This window comes from Rhodoferax sp., from assembly GCF_028688795.1.
In the GTDB taxonomy this organism is placed as follows: Bacteria; Pseudomonadota; Gammaproteobacteria; order Burkholderiales; family Burkholderiaceae_C; genus Rhodoferax.
Map to the genome: position 1 here is coordinate 46,233 of NZ_JAQTXM010000007.1, position 16,850 is coordinate 63,082.

Consider the following 16,850-nt stretch of genomic DNA (forward strand, 5'->3'; position numbering starts at 1 on the left):
AGGGCTAGAGCCCTATTTGTTACATAAAAATCTAAATTCTCAACTTTAAGACCCACGCACCATGAACGCTCTCATCTCCGTCTCAGACAAAACCGGCATTGTTGAATTTGCCAAAAGCCTGCACGCCCTGGGCATCAAACTCCTGAGCACAGGCGGCACCGCCAAACTGCTGGCCGACCAGGGCTTGCCCGTGACCGAAGTGGCCGAACTCACCGGTTTCCCCGAGATGCTGGACGGCCGCGTCAAAACCCTGCACCCCAAGGTGCACGGTGGTTTGCTGGCGCGCCGTGACTTGCCCGAGCACATGGCTGCGATCAAACAGCACGGCATCGACACCATCGACCTGCTGGTGGTCAACCTGTACCCGTTTGAGTCCACCGTGGCCAAAGCCGGCTGCACGCTGGAAGACGCCATTGAGAACATCGACATTGGCGGCCCAGCGATGGTGCGCAGCGCGGCCAAAAACTGGAAAGACGTGGCGGTGCTGACCGATGCCTCGCAGTACGCGCAAGTGCTGGCCGAGTTGAAAGACGGTGGCTTGACGCTGAAAACCAAGTTCGCCCTGAGCGTGGCCGCGTTCAACCGCATCAGCCAATACGACGGTGCCATCAGCGACTATCTCTCAAGCATCCAGTTCGATGAAGCCGCCAGCGTGCCTGCGCGCTCGCTGTTCCCAGCCCAGGCCAACAGCCAGTTCACCAAGCTGCAAGACCTGCGTTACGGCGAAAACCCGCACCAAAGTGCCGCCTTCTACCGCGACCTGTACCCGGCACCCGGCTCACTGGTGACCGCCGTGCAACTGCAGGGCAAAGAACTCAGCTACAACAACATCGCCGATGCCGACGCGGCTTGGGAATGTGTGAAGAGCTTCGATACGCCAGCGTGTGTCATCGTCAAACACGCCAACCCCTGCGGCGTGGCGGTGGGTGTGGATGCGCTGGAAAGTTACAGCAAGGCCTTTGCCACCGACCCCACCTCAGCCTTTGGCGGCATCATTGCGACGAACTGCACCGTCGATGAGCGCGCGGCGCTGCAAATGGCCAAGCAGTTCATTGAGGTGCTGATGGCCCCGGCTTTCACGCCCGAGGCGCTGGCAGTGTTCAAGAGCAAGGTGAACGTGCGCATTCTGCAAATTGCGCTGCCCGCTGGTGGCGCCACCGATTGGGACAACGGCCGCAACGCCATGGATGTCAAACGCATTGGCTCGGGCTTGTTGATGCAAACGGCCGACAACCACATCCTGAAACTGGCAGACCTGAAAGTCGTGACCAAGCTGCAACCCACGCCTGAGCAACTGCAAGACCTGATGTTCGCCTGGACCATTGCCAAGTTCGTCAAGAGCAACGCCATCGTGTTCTGCAAGGGCGGCATGACCATGGGTGTCGGCGCGGGTCAAATGAGCCGACTCGATTCGGCGCGTATTGCCAGCATCAAGGCCGAACACGCCGGGCTGTCACTCAAAGGCACGGCCGTGGCCAGTGACGCCTTCTTCCCGTTCCGCGACGGGCTTGACGTGGTGGTCGATGCTGGCGCCACCTGTGTCATCCAGCCAGGTGGCTCGATGCGCGACCAGGAAGTGATTGACGCCGCCGATGAGCGTGGCGTGGCCATGGTCTACAGTGGTGTGCGCCATTTCAGGCATTGATTGACGTGAACGAACATCAAACAGGAGAGAAAAATGGGAACCATCGTCAGCTTTCAACGCCCCGACGGCAAGTCTGTTCAAGGTTATCTGGCCGAGCCCGCGCAGGGGGCAAACGCGCCGGCCATTGTGGTCATACAAGAGTGGTGGGGCATCAATGCCCAGATTCGCGGCGTGGCGGACCGCTTGGCCAGCGCGGGCTACCAGGCGCTGGTGCCGGACTTGTACCGCGGCAAGTCCACCGTGGAGGCCGAAGAGGCACACCACCTGATGACAGGGCTTGATTTTGGCGATGCCGCGTCCCAAGACATTCGCGGCACTGTGCAGTTTCTGAAAACCCGCGCGCCCAAGGTGGGTGTGACCGGATTTTGTATGGGTGGCGCGCTGACCCTGCTGGCGCTGACGCAGTCGCCAGAGATTGATGCTGGCGTGGTCTGGTACGGCTGTCCGCCACTTGAGTACATTGACGCCAGCAAAATTCGGGCGCCGCTGCTGGGCCATTGGGCCACGCAGGATGAATTCTTCAAGCCGGAGACCATCGACTTGCTCGAAGAAAAACTTGGCGCTGCGGGTGTCAGCTTTGATTTTCACCGCTACCTGGCTTACCACGCGTTTGCCAACGAGACCGCTGTTGGTCCCGGGCGCATCCCCGCCACGCAGTTTGATGCAGTTTGGGCGCAGCAGGCTTGGGACCGCAGCTTGCGGTTTTTCGGTCGCCACCTGGGCTGATGCCCCGCGCCCTAGCCCGGGTGCGCTAGGGTGCTTTTGGCACGGTGGGCAGCCACCGGATGAGCGCCAATTTCAGCGCCTCAAGGGCAATGGGCTTGGTCAGAAAGTCGTCCATGCCCACGGCCAGGCAGTGCTGGTGGTCTTCTTCAAAGGCATTGGCGGTCAGGGCGATGATGGGCAGGCGGGGCCGCTGGTTGGCGGCTTCCCACTGCCTAATTTTCTCGGTGGCAACGTAGCCATCCATCACCGGCATGTTCAGGTCCATCAGAATCAGGTCGGGCTTGGCTTGCCCATCTGAACCTGCCCCTGGCGCTGTTTGTGCCATGGCATCCACGGCCTGCTGACCGTCACGAACCAGAGTCACACGCAGCCCAAGCTGGCCCAGTAGCGCCTCAATCACCATGCAATTGACAGGGTTGTCCTCTGCCACCAACACATGGCCGACCAGCACAGCAGCCATGTCAGCCCCAATAAGTGCCGGTTTAGGCACTTGGCGCACAGGCGCGTCTGGCACGTGTTCCACCGGTAACTGAAACCAGAACCTTGACCCCTGGCCGGATTCGCTGCGAACGCCCACATCACCACCCATGGCTTTGGCCAAGTGGCTGACGATCGACAAGCCCAGCCCCGAGCCGCCAAACTCGCGGGTGGTTGAACTGTCGGTTTGTGAAAACGGTTTGAAGAGCAAGTCGACCTTGTCAGCTGCGATGCCAATGCCACTGTCGCTGACCGTAAATTCAAGCACGCTTGTTTTGTCAGTGCCTTCAAGCACCCGGGCGTCGATCTGCACTTGCCCTGATGCGGTGAATTTGAGTGCATTGCCGACCAGATTTGACAGCATTTGCCGCAAACGGTGGGCATCGGCCAAATAACGCTGCGCCGCTTGGCCGTGCCAGCGGTAGCCCAGTTGCAAGCATTTTTCTTGCGCTGCACCGGCAAACAAAGCCACAACTTCATGAAGCAGCGCATCGGGCGCAAAGGGGGTGCGTTCAAGCTGGAGCTTGCCGGCTTCGATTTTGGACAAATCCAGAATGTCATTGAGCAAGGACAGCAGGGTTTGGCCGCTCGACAAAATGGTTTGTGCGTAGTCTTGGCGCTTGCTGTCCGGCAAGCCGGGCACCAGCAGCATTTGTGCCATGCCCAGAATGCCGTTCATCGGGGTGCGGATTTCATGGCTCATGGTGGCCAGAAAGCGGCTCTTTGCGCGCGAGGCCGCCAAGGCCGCGTCGGTGGCGGTGACCAGCTCAGTGATGTCAATGCGGAAACCTACCGTGTTGCCGTCGGCCATTTTGCGTTCAACGGCGCGCAGCACCCGGCCGTCAAAAGTGCGTTGAACGCGGGTCTGGCTGCCGGACCGAAACGCTGCCAGACGTTGCTGAACCCAAGCCTCGACGTTGTCGATGGATTCACGGTAATAACCAATCTCAGCACCGCCGCGGATGACGTCTTCAAATCGAACGCCAGGCACGATCAAATGGCCCAAGTGCGGATAGAGCCGGCGGTATTTTTCGTTGCAGTAAACCAGGCGCTCATCGGAATCGTAGATCACAAAGGCCTCGTCAATGGCCTCGATCGACCCCAGCAGCAGTTGCATGTTGCGCTGCGCTTCAAGCTCGGTCTTGCGCTGCTCGGTGATGTCATAAAAATCGACCACCACCTGGGTCAACTGCCCAGCCGCGTTGTGTTGGGCAAAGGCCCCGACCAGCAGCCAGACGGTCTGCGCCTGGGCACCTTTGTTGACGCCCATCACAATGCCCTTGACCGCCTGGCCACTGGCAATGACCCGATGGACCGGGTAATCTGACGTGGGCATGGCGCGTCCGGTCGCATCGACAAACGCCAAGACCGGGTCCATCGCGGTTTTGCCGCGAATTTGGTCGGCCGACAAACCCAGCAATTCGCTCGCACGCGGGTTGCAAAACACAATTTTTGTATCCGGCCCATGCACAACGACACCCGTCTGCAGTTGGTTCAGAATCTCAAAATAGGAGTTGTCGGTGTCCATGAATATGCGTCACTAAGGGCCTTACAAGCAAAGGCTCATAATTTATGATAAATATGGCTGTAGCCCTTGTGTAGCAAGCGTAAGAAGCTATTGAGTAGATAGTGACTTAAAGACGTCCTGCGCGGCCGCAACGGTGGCTGCAATGTCGGCATCGGTATGTGCGTTGCTCACAAACCCGGCTTCATACAGTGCGGGTGCAATGTAAACACCACGGTCTAGCAGGCCGTGGAACAGTTGGTTGAACTTGGCACCCTCGGTTTTCATGACCTGGCTGTAGGTCTGGGGCAGCTCGGGCAGCAAATAAAAGCCCATCATGCCGCCCTCACTGTCACCACAAAACGCCACCCCTTCGGCTGCCGCTGCCTGGCTCAAGCCGCTGATCAGGGCGCGGGTCTTGCGGCCCAGTTCGTCGTAGAAACCTGGTTTGCTGATCTCGGCCAGCGTCGCCAAGCCGCAGGCGGTGGCCACCGGGTTGCCTGACAAGGTGCCCGCCTGGTAGACCGTGCCCAGCGGGGCCAGGTGCTGCATCACTGCGCGTTTGGCGCCAAAAGCTGCCAGCGGCATGCCGCCGCCAATGACCTTGCCCATCACCGTCATGTCGGGCTCAAAGCCGGGGATGTCTTTGGCATAGACGCTTTGCGCGCCGCCCAACGCCACCCTGAAGCCGGTCATGACCTCGTCAAACACCAGCAGCGCGCCATATTGGGTGCAGAGCTCGCGGCAGCGTTTCACAAACGGTACGCTGGCGCGCACGAAGTTCATGTTGCCGCAGATCGGCTCCATCATCAGGCAGGCAATCTCGTGGCCCTGGATGGCAAAAGCCTCTTCAAGTTGCTCGATGTTGTTGTATTCCAGCACCACCGTGTGCTGCACCACTTCGGGCGGCACGCCGGAGCTGGTGGGGTTGCCAAAGGTGGCCAGACCGGAGCCTGCTTTGACCAGCAATGCGTCGGCATGGCCGTGGTAGCAGCCCTCGAACTTGATAAGTTTGCTGCGTCCGGTGGCGCCGCGTGCCAGGCGGATGGTGCTCATGGCGGCTTCGGTGCCCGAGCTCACCAGGCGCACCATGTCCATGCTGGGCATGATCTTCAAAATAGCCTCAGCCAGCTCGACTTCACGCTCGGTTGGCGCGCCGTAAGAAAAGCCTTCCAGCACGGCTTTTTGTACCGCTTCCACCACGGCCGGGTGGCCATGGCCCAGAATCATCGGGCCCCAGGAGCCGATGTAGTCGGTGTAGCGCTGGCCGTTGGCATCCCAAATGTAAGCGCCCTGCGCGCGGCTGATAAAGCGTGGTGTGCCGCCCACGGCGCGAAAGGCGCGCACGGGCGAGTTGACACCGCCAGGAATCACTTTGCTGGCGCGGTCGAACAGAACTTGATTGAGGTCAGTGGGGTGTGTCATGGGTGTTTGGCTCTGGTGATTGAATGGAGGGCGAAGAATTTTCGCCCTGTTGGATGGCGTTGTCGGGTTCTGTTCTTGCTTCTATTTCTGCTGCTGCCGCTGTATCTTCAGGCTGGGCCCAAAACAGGCGGTCCGGCATGTGGCTTCCCATGCCGGGCCGAAAGCCCCCAGCGAGGGCGCGGTCCAGATAGCTCAAGGCTTCAGAGAACGCTTGCGGCAATTCAGAGTCGCTCGCCAGCAGTGCCGCCAGTGCGGCAGACAAGGTGTCGCCCGCGCCGGTGAATGCTCGTTCCTGGCGTGGAAATTTTTCGCTGGCCACCACAGAATGCGGCGCGGCCAGTGTGTTTTCAATCTGGCCATCGATGGTGCTGATGCCGGTGACCAGGGTGAAGTTGGCACCGTGTTCACCGGCCGCCACGGCAATGTCGCGGGCGGTGGGGTTGCGCTCACCGCTCCAAGCCGGAAGCAGCCAGCGCCACAATGTGCTGTGGTTGCCGGTCAGGACACTGGTTTGCGGCAGGATCAAGTCTGAAAACGCCTCGTGGTAGGCCTCGATCTGGTCCACTGTCCACCAAGAGAGGTCGGGCATGTGGGCGATCAGGGGCACATCGGGGTAATCGGCTGAAATGCCTGCCACCACGCCCAGGTTGTCGGGCGTGCCGACAAAACCGAGCTTGATGGCCTGTACCTCAATGTCTTCCAGCACGGCCCGGGCTTGTTCACCCACGGCTTCGTCGTCCATCGGGAAAAAATCAAAAATATGCGCGGTGTCGCGGGCATAGACGCCTGCCACCACGGGCAGGGCGTGGGCTCCCACCGAGGCAATGGCGCCGACATCGGCCGCCAGGCCACCCGCGCCACTAGGGTCATTGCTGTTGAACACCAGAATGCACGCTGGGCCGGCAGGCGTGTCAGGGGTGTCTGTGTCAGGGGTTAACGAGTGGGGAAGCATCTGGGAGCCGGTGGTTTCTTCAGGCAGAATATGGCAGTGGGCACCGGTGCTGGCTGCGAGGGCAGAAGATCGGCTGTATGAGAATTGACATTCTATTTGAAGGCTTTTTTAGCTGTGACGCAATCAACGACCTGGATGTGCCTGATTTGTGGCTGGATTTATGATGAAGCCGCGGGTGACCCCGAGCATGGCGTGCCGCCCGGCACGCCCTGGAGTGAGGTTCCTTTGAACTGGACCTGCCCAGAGTGCGGGGCCCGCAAGGAAGATTTTGAAATGGTTCAAATTTGACGCATCAGGCTTGGGGCCTGCCTGACGGCAGGTTTTTCTGCGATGGGTCGTCAACTCGGGAGTGACATCTTGTGACTACAACAGGGTCAAATTTAAAAATTCTGGTGATTGACGATAGCAACACCATCCGGCGCAGTGCCGAGATCTTTCTCAAGGCCGGCAAGCACGATGTGGTGCTGGCAGAAGACGGCTTTGACGCGTTGGCCAAGGTCAGCGACTACCACCCCGACCTGATTTTTTGCGATATTTTGATGCCCCGGCTGGACGGCTACCAGACCTGCGCCATCATCAAGCGAAACGCCCAGTTTTCCAATGTGCCGGTGGTTATGTTGTCGTCCAAGGACGGCGTGTTTGACAAGGCGCGAGGCCGCATGGTCGGTGCGCAAGATTATTTAACCAAGCCCTTTACCAAAGACCAGCTGCTGAAAGCGGTTGAACAGTTTGGTGTGGCGGCACAAGGAGCGGCATAGTGACGATTCAACATGTCCTGGTGATAGACGACTCGAAAACCGAGTTGATGTACCTCACTGGCCTGCTTCAAAAAAATGGCATGTCAGTGCACACGGCCGAGGGCGCAGACGAGGCCCTCAAGCGCATTGCTGCCCAAAAGCCAGACCTGATCCTGATGGACGTGGTGATGCCCGGGCAAAACGGCTTTCAGCTGACCCGCTCGATCAGCCGCACGCCCGAGTACGCGGGCATCCCGATCATCATGTGCACCAGCAAATGCCTGGAAACCGACCGCGTGTGGGGCTTGCGTCAGGGCGCCAAAGACTACATCACCAAGCCTGTCAACGAGGCTGAGCTGATGGAAAAAATCAGGGCTCTGGGCTAAGCCTTCGAACCATGGCAAACAAAGAAGCGCTCAGAGACCTGCAAAGTCGCCTTGCTGAGCGGCTGCAGTTGGCGCGCAGCGAAGGTGTCTCTGCCGCCTGGTTGGCGGTGCGCATCGGACCAGATAATTACCTGTTTCCCCTGGCGCAATCCGGGGAGATTTTTCCGCTGGCGGCAATGGCCGCGGTGCCCTACGTGCAGCCCTGGTTCATGGGCGTGATGAACCTGCGAGGCGGACTTTACGGCGTGATTGACCTGGCCAGGTTCATCGGTGGTGCCCAGCCTTGCAGCCGCACTGAGCAGCAGTGGTCGCAGGCCCGCCTGGTGACATTTAATGCCGAGCTGGAAGTCAACGCTGCCTTGCTGGTGGATGCTTTGGTTGGTATGCGTCGGCAAGATGCGTTTGTTCGCGTGGTGCCTACGCCTGCTGGGTCACCTGGTTATTTTGGACAGCGTTTGGTGGATGCGCAAGAAGTCTCATGGCAAGAAATCAATTTGCAGTTGTTGGCGCAGCATCCCGAATTTTTGGCTATTGGTGCGTGAATTTTTACCTGGGGCAATGTGATGGCTTTTGTTGACCAACTGAAAAACCTGTTCAAGAAAAAACCGCCCGGCGCAGCGCAGGACTCGCGAGACGTTGCGGGCGATTCTGCGTCGTCCGAGCAGATGGAGGCTGAACTGAAGTCCGGAGAAACCCAGTACGGCGCGCCCGAGGTGTCGCCGCAGCGCGCAGAGGCTGCCGTGAATGTTGGGCTTACTGACCAGATCGCCTTGCCGGTGCTGGGTAAAAAAACCATTGGTCAACACCAGCGTACCCTGGCGTTGTTGCTGGGTGTTTCTCTGGTGTTGTTGGCCATTGTGACGGTGCTGGGCTTTGAGCAGTCTGAGCGTGCAGCGCAGCAACTCAGCGCCACGGGGCAATCCCTGATGCAGTCGCAACGTCTGGCCAAGTCAGTGTCGCAGGCGCTGGTGGGCGACGCTCGGGCGTTTCCTGACATGGCGCAAAGTTCGCAGGTGTTGGTCAAATCGGTGCGGGGCTTGATGGCGGGCGATGCCGAATTGCGGCTGGACGAACTGAGCGTCAATTACAAGCCGCTGCTGGAAAAAGCGGTGCCGTTGGTGGATCGTGCCGAAAAAAGTGCCGCCACCGTGTTGGCGCAACAAAAAACGCTGACCCAGGTGGGGGCCGCGCTGCGTTTGATTAACCGGCAATCGTCTGACCTGCTGGAAATTGCAGAGGCGGTGTCGTCGCTGAAGTTGCAGCAAAACGCGCCAGCGGTTGAGATTTCGGCGGCTGGGCAGCTGGTGATGCTGACGCAGCGCATCGGCAAGTCATCCAATGAATTTTTGACGGTTGAAGGGGTCAGCCCGGAGGCTGTGTTTTTGTTGGGCAAGGACCTGAATTCGTTCAAAGAGATTGCCAAAGGCTTGCTCGATGGCAGCCCCGAACTGCGACTGTCCGCCAGTACTGACGCGCAAACGCGCGAGCAACTCACCGCGCTGATCAAGCTGTACGAAGACACACGCACCCAGGCTGCTGCCATTTTGGGCAACTTGCAGGGCCTGGTGTCGGCGCGCGAGGCACAGGTGTCGATCCTGAATGACAGTGACGTGTTGCGCAAAGACCTGGAGGCACTACAGACAGCGCTGTCGTCAGAAACCGGCTTGGGTGGTGTGGCCCTGACCACGTTGCTGGTGGCTGCGTTGTTGGCGCTGCTGAGCGCTGGTGGCTTGTCTTACGTGCAGTTGCTCGACAGCCGCCAACGGCAGCAGGCGGCCGAGTTGCAGCAATTGCAGGCACAGCGCCTTGAGCAAGAGGCCAAGCGCGTCAATGATGCCAACCAGGCGGCTATTTTGCGGCTGATGAACGAGTTGCAGTTGGTCGCTGAAGGCGATTTGACGCAAGAAGCCACCGTGACGGAAGACATCACCGGGGCGATTGCCGACTCGGTCAATTACACCGTGGAAGAGTTGCGCTCCTTGGTGGGCAACGTCCAGAATACCGCTGCACGGGTGGCGCAAACCACGGCCGATGTGGACATCACGTCCACTGAACTGCTGGCTGCATCCAATGAGCAGCTGAGCGAAATTCGTGACGCTGGCCGCTCGGTGCTCGACATGGCGGCGCGTATCAACCAGGTGTCTGCGCAAGCGCAGGAATCCGCTGCCGTGGCGCGGCAATCACTGCAAGCGGCCGAAGTCGGGCTGCAAGCGGTGCAAAACGCCATTGGCGGCATGAATTCTATTCGCGACCAGATTCAGGACACTTCCAAGCGCATCAAGCGTCTGGGTGAGTCATCGCAGGAAATTGGTGAAATCACTGAGTTGATTTCTGACATCACCGAACAGACCAATGTGTTGGCGCTCAACGCTGCTATTCAGGCGGCCTCGGCGGGCGAGGCCGGCCGTGGTTTCTCCGTGGTGGCCGAAGAGGTGCAGCGCCTGGCCGAGCGGTCAGCCGATGCCACGCGGCAAATTGCCACCTTGGTGAAAGCAATTCAAACCGACACCCAGGACGCGGTCGGTGCCATGGAGCGATCTACCCAGGGCGTGGTGGAAGGTGCCAAACTCTCCGACAGCGCAGGTACGGCCCTGACTGAAATTGACCAGGTGTCGCGTCGGTTGGCTGAGCTGATTGAGCAGATTTCAGCCACAACGTCCCGCGAGGCCAATCTGGCCAATGAGGTAGCGGGCAATATTCAGCATATTTTTGCGGTGACCGAGCAAACCGGTGAGGGCACCCGAAGCACCGCCGCGCAGGTGCGTGAGCTGTCCAAAATGGCCGAGGAGCTGCGTCAGTCGGTGGCGCGCTTTCGCATCGCCTGATCCCGCGTCACTCTCTCTTATTTTTTCATGATCTGACCCCATGCACTCTGAAGCTGCCCTGCCTGGTGAACATGCCGTCATTGAGCCTGATTTAGGCCCGTTGGCCTGGGTGCTCGATGAGTTGCGCAAATCTCTTGACGGCGCAACCAAGGCGCTGAAGCGGTTTGTGCGTGATGCCGAGTTGTCCCGCGGGTCTGACCTGGGCGCGCTGGATGCCAGCCAATTGCGCATTGCGCGCCAGCAACTGCACCAGGCCGTGGGTGCTTTGGAAATGGTGGGGCTGGAAGTGCCGGCCAAGATGTTGCGTGCCATGGAAGTGTTGGCGCAAAAGTTCGTGCAACGCCCCGAATTTTGCAGTGACGAGGCCGCGCTTAAGGTCGAACGGGCCAGCTACGCCTTGACGGATTACCTGGAGGGCTTGCTTAAAGGCAAATCCTCATCCCCCATCGCGTTGTTTCCGCAATACCGCGACGTGCTGGATTTGGTGGGCGAAGACCGCGTTCATCCGGCCGATTTGTGGGTGCACGACTGGCGCTGGCTGCCGGTGGCCGTGCCCGATTCGGTCAAGCCCCTGGGGTATGACTCTGGCGTGCGTTCGCGCATTGACGGTTATGTGCTCAATGTGGTCAAAACTGCCCACGTGCCTTCCGCCCAAGCGATGGCTGACATCAGCTGGGCTTTTGCTGCAGAGCAACAAAGTCTGCATCCACGTGTTTTTTGGGCCGTGTCGGCTGCTTATTTTGAGGCTGTGGCATTGGGTTTGTGCCCGGCCGATGTGTACAGCAAGCGCGCTGCTTCGCGTGTGCTGTCGCAATACCGCACGCTGGCGCGCGGCGAACCCGATGTGTCCGAGCGACTGGTGCAAGACCTGTTGTTTTTCTGTGCCCAGGCAGCTCCCGCGGCCGGTCAGTTAGCCCCGGCCCTAAGGGCGGTGCGGCAGGCCTATGGCCTGACGCAGAGCAAGCCGGTGGACTATGTCAAGCCTCAATTTGGCTTGTTTGACCCGGCGCTGCTGGCGCTAGCGCGTAAACGCATCGCTGCCTTGACCGAGACCTGGTCCGCCCTCTGCGGGGGAGACACCCAGCGCATCAAGACCGCCTCTGACCAGTTCAACCTGGTGACTGAATCGATTGTCAAGCTGCACCCGCAAGGCCGTGAGCTTGCCGTGGCGCTGACGCGTGCGATGGATTCCGTGGCTCGCTCGGGCCGGGCGCCCAGCCCGTCACTGGCCATGGAAGTGGCCACCGCCGTGTTGTACCTTGAGGCGGCTTATGACGACATGGACCCAACCAACGAGCAAATGACGCAACGCAGCCAACGGCTGGCGCAGCGGCTCGACCATGTCATGGACGCGGGCCAGTCGGAGCCCCTGGATGCCTGGATGGAGGACTTATACCGCCGCGTCAGCGACCGACAGATCATGGGCAGCGTGGTGGACGAATTGCGCACCACGCTGGGAGATGTCGAAACTTCGCTGGACGCCTTTTTCAGGCATCCCGAAGAAAAGCTGCCCTTGCACGAGGTGCCCGGCAAACTGGCCCTGATGCGCGGGGTGTTCTCGGTCCTTGGCCTGGATCAGGCGGCCCTGGCGACGCTGCGCATGCGCGATCGGGTGGAGCAATCCCTTTTGAATGACGCCGACCCGCTGCCTGACCGCTCGGAGGTTTTTGAGAAGCTGGGCAACAGCCTGGGGGCACTGGGCTTTTTGATTGACATGCTCAGCTACCAGCGTGAATTAGCCAAAAAGCTCTTTGTGTACGACGAGGCATTGGGTGAATTCCGTTCGGTGATGGGCCGCAACAAAGCACCTGCAGAGGAATTGCCACCAGCTGCGGATCAGATCGTCAGCGAAGTGCCGGTGCCACCGCTGTCAACGGCGGCCGCCAATTTGCCTGTTGCCGCTGTGGCCAGCGCGCTGCCTTCCCAAGCCGCTGGCGCGACAACAGTCTTGCCGCCTGCGCCAACAGCAGCCATGGTTGAGGAGGACGAGGATGATGCTGAGCTGCGGCTGATCTTTCTGGATGAGGCACGTGAGGTGGCTGGGGCTGGCATGGAGGCGGTGAGCGCGTTGCAGGCCAACCCGGCAGACCTTGAACAGCAAGCGGGGCTGCGCCGCGCCTTTCATACCCTCAAGGGTAGCTCGCGCATGGTGGGTTTGAGTGAATTTGGTGAGGCCTCCTGGGCCATGGAGCAGCTGCTCAATGCCTGGCTGCCACAGCAAAAGCCAGCCAGTGCGGCGTTGGTCAAGTTGTCGGGCCAGGCCATCGCCTCGTTGGGCCAGTGGGTGGAAGACATTGCCGTGGGGCAAGATGCGACCTGGAGCGCCCAGCCCTTCAGACGGGCCGCTGACCAGCTGCGACTTGAAAATGTCAGCTCTGATTTGTCGGCGTCGCCCGCAGAGGCCCCTGCCATAGCAGCAGTGCAGCTGCCAGAGATTAGCGAGCCGGTCACCGACCAAGAGTTGGAAGAGTTCAATTTGGCCGTGGCTGACACCGGGTTACAGGATGCCGATGAGTCGGTGAGCGAGAAAGAGCTGCAAGATTTTAATTTGGCCGTGGCTGACACGGTGTTGCAGGACTTCAGCGAGTCTGTGGCTGGCAGTGCGTTGCAAGCTGCCAGCGGCTCAGCTGCCGCGCCGCCATTGCCGGAGTTGTTGGATTGGCCAGAGTTCCAAATGCCCTTGACTGACACGGTACCTGTGCCTGAGCAAGCGGCCGCGGAGGCGACTGAAGACGAGGCTTTGGAAGAGGATCTGGAAGAGCCAGCAGCAGACTTTGCCAACACGCAAATGTTTGATTTTGGTGAGACCCAGTTGCTGGACAACTTGTGGTCGCCGATGGAAGACTCGATGAAGGCATTGGACGATGCCTTGAGTGGTGAAAAAGTCCCGTCGCTGGCGGAGCCAGAGACAGCACCTGAAGACCTGCTCGAGCCGCAGTCAATGTTCACCCCTGAAGCCGTAGCTGAGGTGCCAACTGAAGCACCAGAGGCACCAGAAACTGAGGCAGAAACTGAAACTGAGGCAGAGGCAGAGGCAGAGGAAGCAGAGGAAGCAGAGGAAGCAGAGGAAGCAGAGGATCAGGTCAAGGTCATTGGCAGCTTGCGCATCGGCATCCCGTTGTACAACGTTTACCTGAATGAGGCGGATGAATGGTCGCGGCGGCTGTTGACGGAGTTGACGGAGTGGTCACTGGAGCTGGACCAACCGCTGCCAGACGCTGCCATCTCCCTGGCGCACTCGTTGGCTGGCAGTTCGGCCACCGTCGGATTCATGACCTTGTCCGAGCTGGCGCGCGCGCTGGAACACGCGTTGGAACATGTGCAGTTGGCCGGTGTCGGTTTGCCCGGCCACGCCCAGTTGTTTGTGGCGGTGGCGGAAGACATTCGGCGCTTGCTGCACCAGTTTGCCGCCGGTTTCCTCAAGCAACCTGACCCTGAACACCTGCCGGCGCTGAAAGCCTTGCTGGACACTGACCTTTCAGTTTTTGAGCCAGAACCAAGCCCTGAGCCAGAGGCTATTGAAGCCGTTGCGTTGCCGGTGGATGTGATGGCTGAGGAAGATGTGGCAGACGAGGCAGAGGTAGCAGTCGAGGTAGACGCCGCAGCGGAAAGCGTCTTGGAAAAAGATGTCCTGGGTCCAGAGTTGCCTGCAGCCGAGTTGTCCGCCACCGAGGATGAGGCGCTGCTGGTTGATGCTCTGCAGGGCGATGCCCTGCTGGTAGACGATGCACTGGCAGATTTGTCAGCGTATGAGTCGGCCAACGCCCAAGAGCCGGCACTGTCGCAGTTTGCCGAGTTGCCTGGCGATGAGTTTGAAGCCGTTGACGTGCTCGACGTTGACCTGTTCCCGATTTTTGAAGAAGAAGCGCTGGAGTTGCTGCCGCAATTGAGCTCGGCCCTGCGCCAATGGAGTGCCCGTCCGGACAATCTGGGCGCGCGCCAAGAGGCACTGCGGGTGTTGCACACCCTCAAAGGCAGTGCGCGTCTGGCCGGTGCCATGCGTTTGGGCGAAATGGCCCACCGCATGGAGTCTGCGCTTGAGCGTATCGACCCTGAAGCCGCCCGTGCCAGTTTGATCGAACCCTTGCTGATTCGCCTGGATGGCATCACCCAGGTGTTCGACGCCTTGCGCGCCACACCCTTGCAAGCCCTGGCTCTGCCGGAGGCGCCGGCTATCCCGGAGGCTACCGAGCCCGCCTTGGCACCTGTGCAGGAAGCCACCGAGACCGTGGTGTCGGTGTGGGCGCCGGTGTCCTCTGTGGCGTCCATGCCGCCTGTGTTGCCGTTGCGGCGCTCAGCTGGGCAGACCATCCGGATTCGTTCGCAAGTGCTTGACCGCATGGTCAGCCAGGCCGGCGAGGTGATCATCACCCGCGCCCGGTTGGAGTCGCGCCTGGGACAGTTGCGCGGCTCGCTCGATGAATTGACCAGCAATCTGGACCGCTTGCGCAGCCAACTGCGCGATATGGAGCTGCAGTCTGAATCACAAATGCAGTCGCGTCTGGCGCAAACCAAGGATGCCGCGCAGGCTTTTGATCCGCTCGAATTTGACCGCTTCACCCGCGTGCAAGAGCTGACCCGCATGATGGCCGAGTCGGTGCACGATGTAGCCACCCTGCAGCGCAATTTGCAGCAAACCGTGGCCGGGGTCGAGGACGATCTGGTGGCCCAGGCGCGCCAGACCCGTGAGCTGCAGCGTGACCTGCTGCGCACCCGTATGGTCGAGTTCGACAGCATTTCCGAGCGTCTTTACGGGGTGGTGCGACAAGCCGCCAAGGACTCAGGCAAGCTGGTCAAGCTCGACATTGTGGGCGGCTCGCTGGAAATGGACCGCGGCGTGTTAGACCGCGTGGCCCCCGCGTTTGAACATTTGCTGCGCAACGCCGTAGGCCACGGCATTGAAGCCACTGAGGCCCGCGTAGCAGCGGGCAAGCCGCCGGTGGGCACAATCAGCATCACGCTGGAGCAGCAAAGCAACGACGTGGCCGTGAGTTTCCATGACGACGGTGCCGGTCTGGACTTGGCCGCCATTCGCGCCAAAGCGCTGGCCCAGCACCTGATGTCCGCCGATGAGGCGTTGACCGATGAGCAAGTGGCCAACCTGATTTTTGCCTCTGGGCTGTCGACCGACACCGCGGTCAGTGAACTCTCCGGGCGCGGTATTGGCATGGATGTGGTGCGCAATGAGGTGAACGCCCTGGGCGGACGCATCGAGCTCAGCACCCAAAGTGGCCACGGCACCCAGTTCAGGCTGGTGCTGCCGCTGACCACGGCCGTGACCCAAGTGGTGTTGCTGCGCATCGGTGACGCGGTGATGGGGGTGCCCGCCAGTCTGGTGGAGTTGGTGCGCAGAGTGCCGGCCAGTGAACTGGCCGCTGCCTACAGCGCCGGTGAGTTCAATTACAACGGCGCCGCGTTGCCGTTTTATTGGGCAGGTGCGTTGCTGCAGTCCTCCAAAATCAGCGCAGAGGTTCCGGGCAAAACGGCATCGGTGGCTATTTTTCGCAGTGCCGGGCGCCATGTGGCCCTGCATGTGGATGAGGTGCTGGGCAACCAGGAAGTGGTGGTCAAGAACCTCGGACCACAGCTCTCCAGGCTGCCGGGGTTGGCGGGTATGTCGGTGTTGGCCTCGGGCGCGGTAGTGTTGATTTACAACCCGGTGGCGCTTTCGGTGAGTTATGGCGCGCAGGCGCAAGCCTTCAGCGCTGCCCAAGAGGTGCCTGTCACCGGCTTGCCCGCCACCACTGCGCAGTTGCCATTGGTGCTGGTGGTGGACGATTCAATCACTGTGCGCCGTGTGACGCAGCGCCTGCTCAAGCGCGAGGGCTTTCGTGTGGTCTTGGCCTCTGACGGTTTACAGGCGCTGGAAGCGCTGCAACTTGAGAAGCCGTCGGTGGTGTTGACCGACATTGAAATGCCGCGTATGGATGGGTTCGATCTGGTGCGAAATATTCGCGGTGATGCCCGCCTGAGTGACTTGCCCATCATCATGATCACCTCGCGCATTGCCGAAAAACACCGCGATTACGCTCGCGAGCTCAAGGTCGACCATTACTTGGGCAAGCCTTACCCAGAGGACGAATTGATCGCTCTGGTGCGGCAGTATTGCGAAGCAACTATTTATGTATAAATAGTGCTCTAGCCCTTTTGAATAGGGCGTAAAAAGCTATTGA

11 protein-coding genes are annotated in these 16,850 nt (G+C 60.1%); 8 read left to right on the forward strand and 3 right to left on the reverse strand.

Translation table 11 applies throughout. The annotated features are described in order from the left end of the window. Positions 1 to 61: 61 nt before the first annotated feature. Together purH and PHQ58_RS07095 are read left to right on the forward strand one after the other, a co-directional pair. On the forward strand, positions 62 to 1,645 hold the full coding sequence (gene purH, locus PHQ58_RS07090; RefSeq protein ID WP_300108983.1) for a bifunctional phosphoribosylaminoimidazolecarboxamide formyltransferase/IMP cyclohydrolase: 1,584 nt from the start codon (positions 62 to 64) through the stop codon (positions 1,643 to 1,645). A gap of 33 nt (positions 1,646 to 1,678) precedes the next feature. Continuing rightward, positions 1,679 to 2,371, forward strand: a complete 693-nt coding sequence (locus PHQ58_RS07095) for a dienelactone hydrolase family protein (RefSeq protein WP_300108985.1) — start codon at positions 1,679 to 1,681, stop codon at positions 2,369 to 2,371. 25 nt (positions 2,372 to 2,396) lie between these two features. Here PHQ58_RS07095 and PHQ58_RS07100 read toward each other — a convergent pair whose 3' ends face one another. From PHQ58_RS07100 to PHQ58_RS07110, 3 genes are all read right to left on the reverse strand, one after another. After that, the gene (locus PHQ58_RS07100) at positions 2,397 to 4,376 is read right to left on the reverse strand and encodes an ATP-binding protein (protein WP_300108987.1); all 1,980 of its coding nucleotides are present in this window, start codon (positions 4,374 to 4,376) and stop codon (positions 2,397 to 2,399) included. An 87-nt stretch (positions 4,377 to 4,463) separates the two neighbouring features. Continuing rightward, on the reverse strand, positions 4,464 to 5,777 hold the full coding sequence (gene hemL / locus PHQ58_RS07105; RefSeq protein ID WP_300108990.1) for a glutamate-1-semialdehyde 2,1-aminomutase: 1,314 nt from the start codon (positions 5,775 to 5,777) through the stop codon (positions 4,464 to 4,466). Further along, positions 5,761 to 6,729: a bifunctional hydroxymethylpyrimidine kinase/phosphomethylpyrimidine kinase gene (locus PHQ58_RS07110; protein WP_300108992.1), complete on the reverse strand. Its 969-nt coding sequence runs from the start codon at positions 6,727 to 6,729 to the stop codon at positions 5,761 to 5,763. The genes hemL and PHQ58_RS07110 overlap by 17 nt, the downstream gene beginning before the upstream one ends. A gap of 135 nt (positions 6,730 to 6,864) precedes the next feature. Between PHQ58_RS07110 and PHQ58_RS07115 the strand changes: the two genes are divergently transcribed. The 6 genes from PHQ58_RS07115 to PHQ58_RS07140 all read left to right on the forward strand — a co-directional run bounded on the left by PHQ58_RS07115 (position 6,865) and on the right by PHQ58_RS07140 (position 16,807). Next, complete coding sequence (locus PHQ58_RS07115; protein ID WP_300109342.1) at positions 6,865 to 7,017, forward strand: rubredoxin; 153 nt, start codon at positions 6,865 to 6,867, stop codon at positions 7,015 to 7,017. 71 nt (positions 7,018 to 7,088) lie between these two features. Beyond that, positions 7,089 to 7,487 carry a response regulator gene (locus PHQ58_RS07120; RefSeq protein WP_300108995.1) on the forward strand — a complete coding sequence of 133 codons (399 nt, stop codon included), beginning with the start codon at positions 7,089 to 7,091 and terminating at the stop codon, positions 7,485 to 7,487. Then, a complete protein-coding gene (locus PHQ58_RS07125; RefSeq protein WP_300108998.1) occupies positions 7,487 to 7,852 on the forward strand; it encodes a response regulator in 366 nt (121 codons plus the stop codon). The genes PHQ58_RS07120 and PHQ58_RS07125 overlap by 1 nt, the downstream gene beginning before the upstream one ends. Positions 7,853 to 7,863: 11 nt before the next feature. Further along, on the forward strand, positions 7,864 to 8,394 hold the full coding sequence (locus tag PHQ58_RS07130) for a chemotaxis protein CheW (protein WP_300109000.1): 531 nt from the start codon (positions 7,864 to 7,866) through the stop codon (positions 8,392 to 8,394). Between the two features lie 21 nt (positions 8,395 to 8,415). Beyond that, entirely contained in the window at positions 8,416 to 10,677 is a 2,262-nt protein-coding gene (locus PHQ58_RS07135; RefSeq protein ID WP_300109003.1) for a methyl-accepting chemotaxis protein, read from the forward strand. 40 nt (positions 10,678 to 10,717) lie between these two features. Further along, on the forward strand, positions 10,718 to 16,807 hold the full coding sequence (locus PHQ58_RS07140) for an Hpt domain-containing protein (RefSeq protein ID WP_300109005.1): 6,090 nt from the start codon (positions 10,718 to 10,720) through the stop codon (positions 16,805 to 16,807). Positions 16,808 to 16,850: the final 43 nt, after the last annotated feature.

What these genes read in the sequence shown, in the direction of transcription:
- purH (WP_300108983.1), top strand. Translation starts at nt 62, where the DNA reads ATGAACGCTCTCATCTCCGTCTCAGACAAAACCGGCATTGTTGAATTT.
- PHQ58_RS07095 (WP_300108985.1), top strand. Translation starts at nt 1,679, where the DNA reads ATGGGAACCATCGTCAGCTTTCAACGCCCCGACGGCAAGTCTGTTCAA.
- PHQ58_RS07100 (WP_300108987.1), bottom strand. Translation starts at nt 4,376, where the DNA reads ATGGACACCGACAACTCCTATTTTGAGATTCTGAACCAACTGCAGACG.
- hemL (WP_300108990.1), bottom strand. Translation starts at nt 5,777, where the DNA reads ATGACACACCCCACTGACCTCAATCAAGTTCTGTTCGACCGCGCCAGC.
- PHQ58_RS07110 (WP_300108992.1), bottom strand. Translation starts at nt 6,729, where the DNA reads ATGCTTCCCCACTCGTTAACCCCTGACACAGACACCCCTGACACGCCT.
- PHQ58_RS07115 (WP_300109342.1), top strand. Translation starts at nt 6,865, where the DNA reads ATGTGCCTGATTTGTGGCTGGATTTATGATGAAGCCGCGGGTGACCCC.
- PHQ58_RS07130 (WP_300109000.1), top strand. Translation starts at nt 7,864, where the DNA reads ATGGCAAACAAAGAAGCGCTCAGAGACCTGCAAAGTCGCCTTGCTGAG.
- PHQ58_RS07135 (WP_300109003.1), top strand. Translation starts at nt 8,416, where the DNA reads ATGGCTTTTGTTGACCAACTGAAAAACCTGTTCAAGAAAAAACCGCCC.
- PHQ58_RS07140 (WP_300109005.1), top strand. Translation starts at nt 10,718, where the DNA reads ATGCACTCTGAAGCTGCCCTGCCTGGTGAACATGCCGTCATTGAGCCT.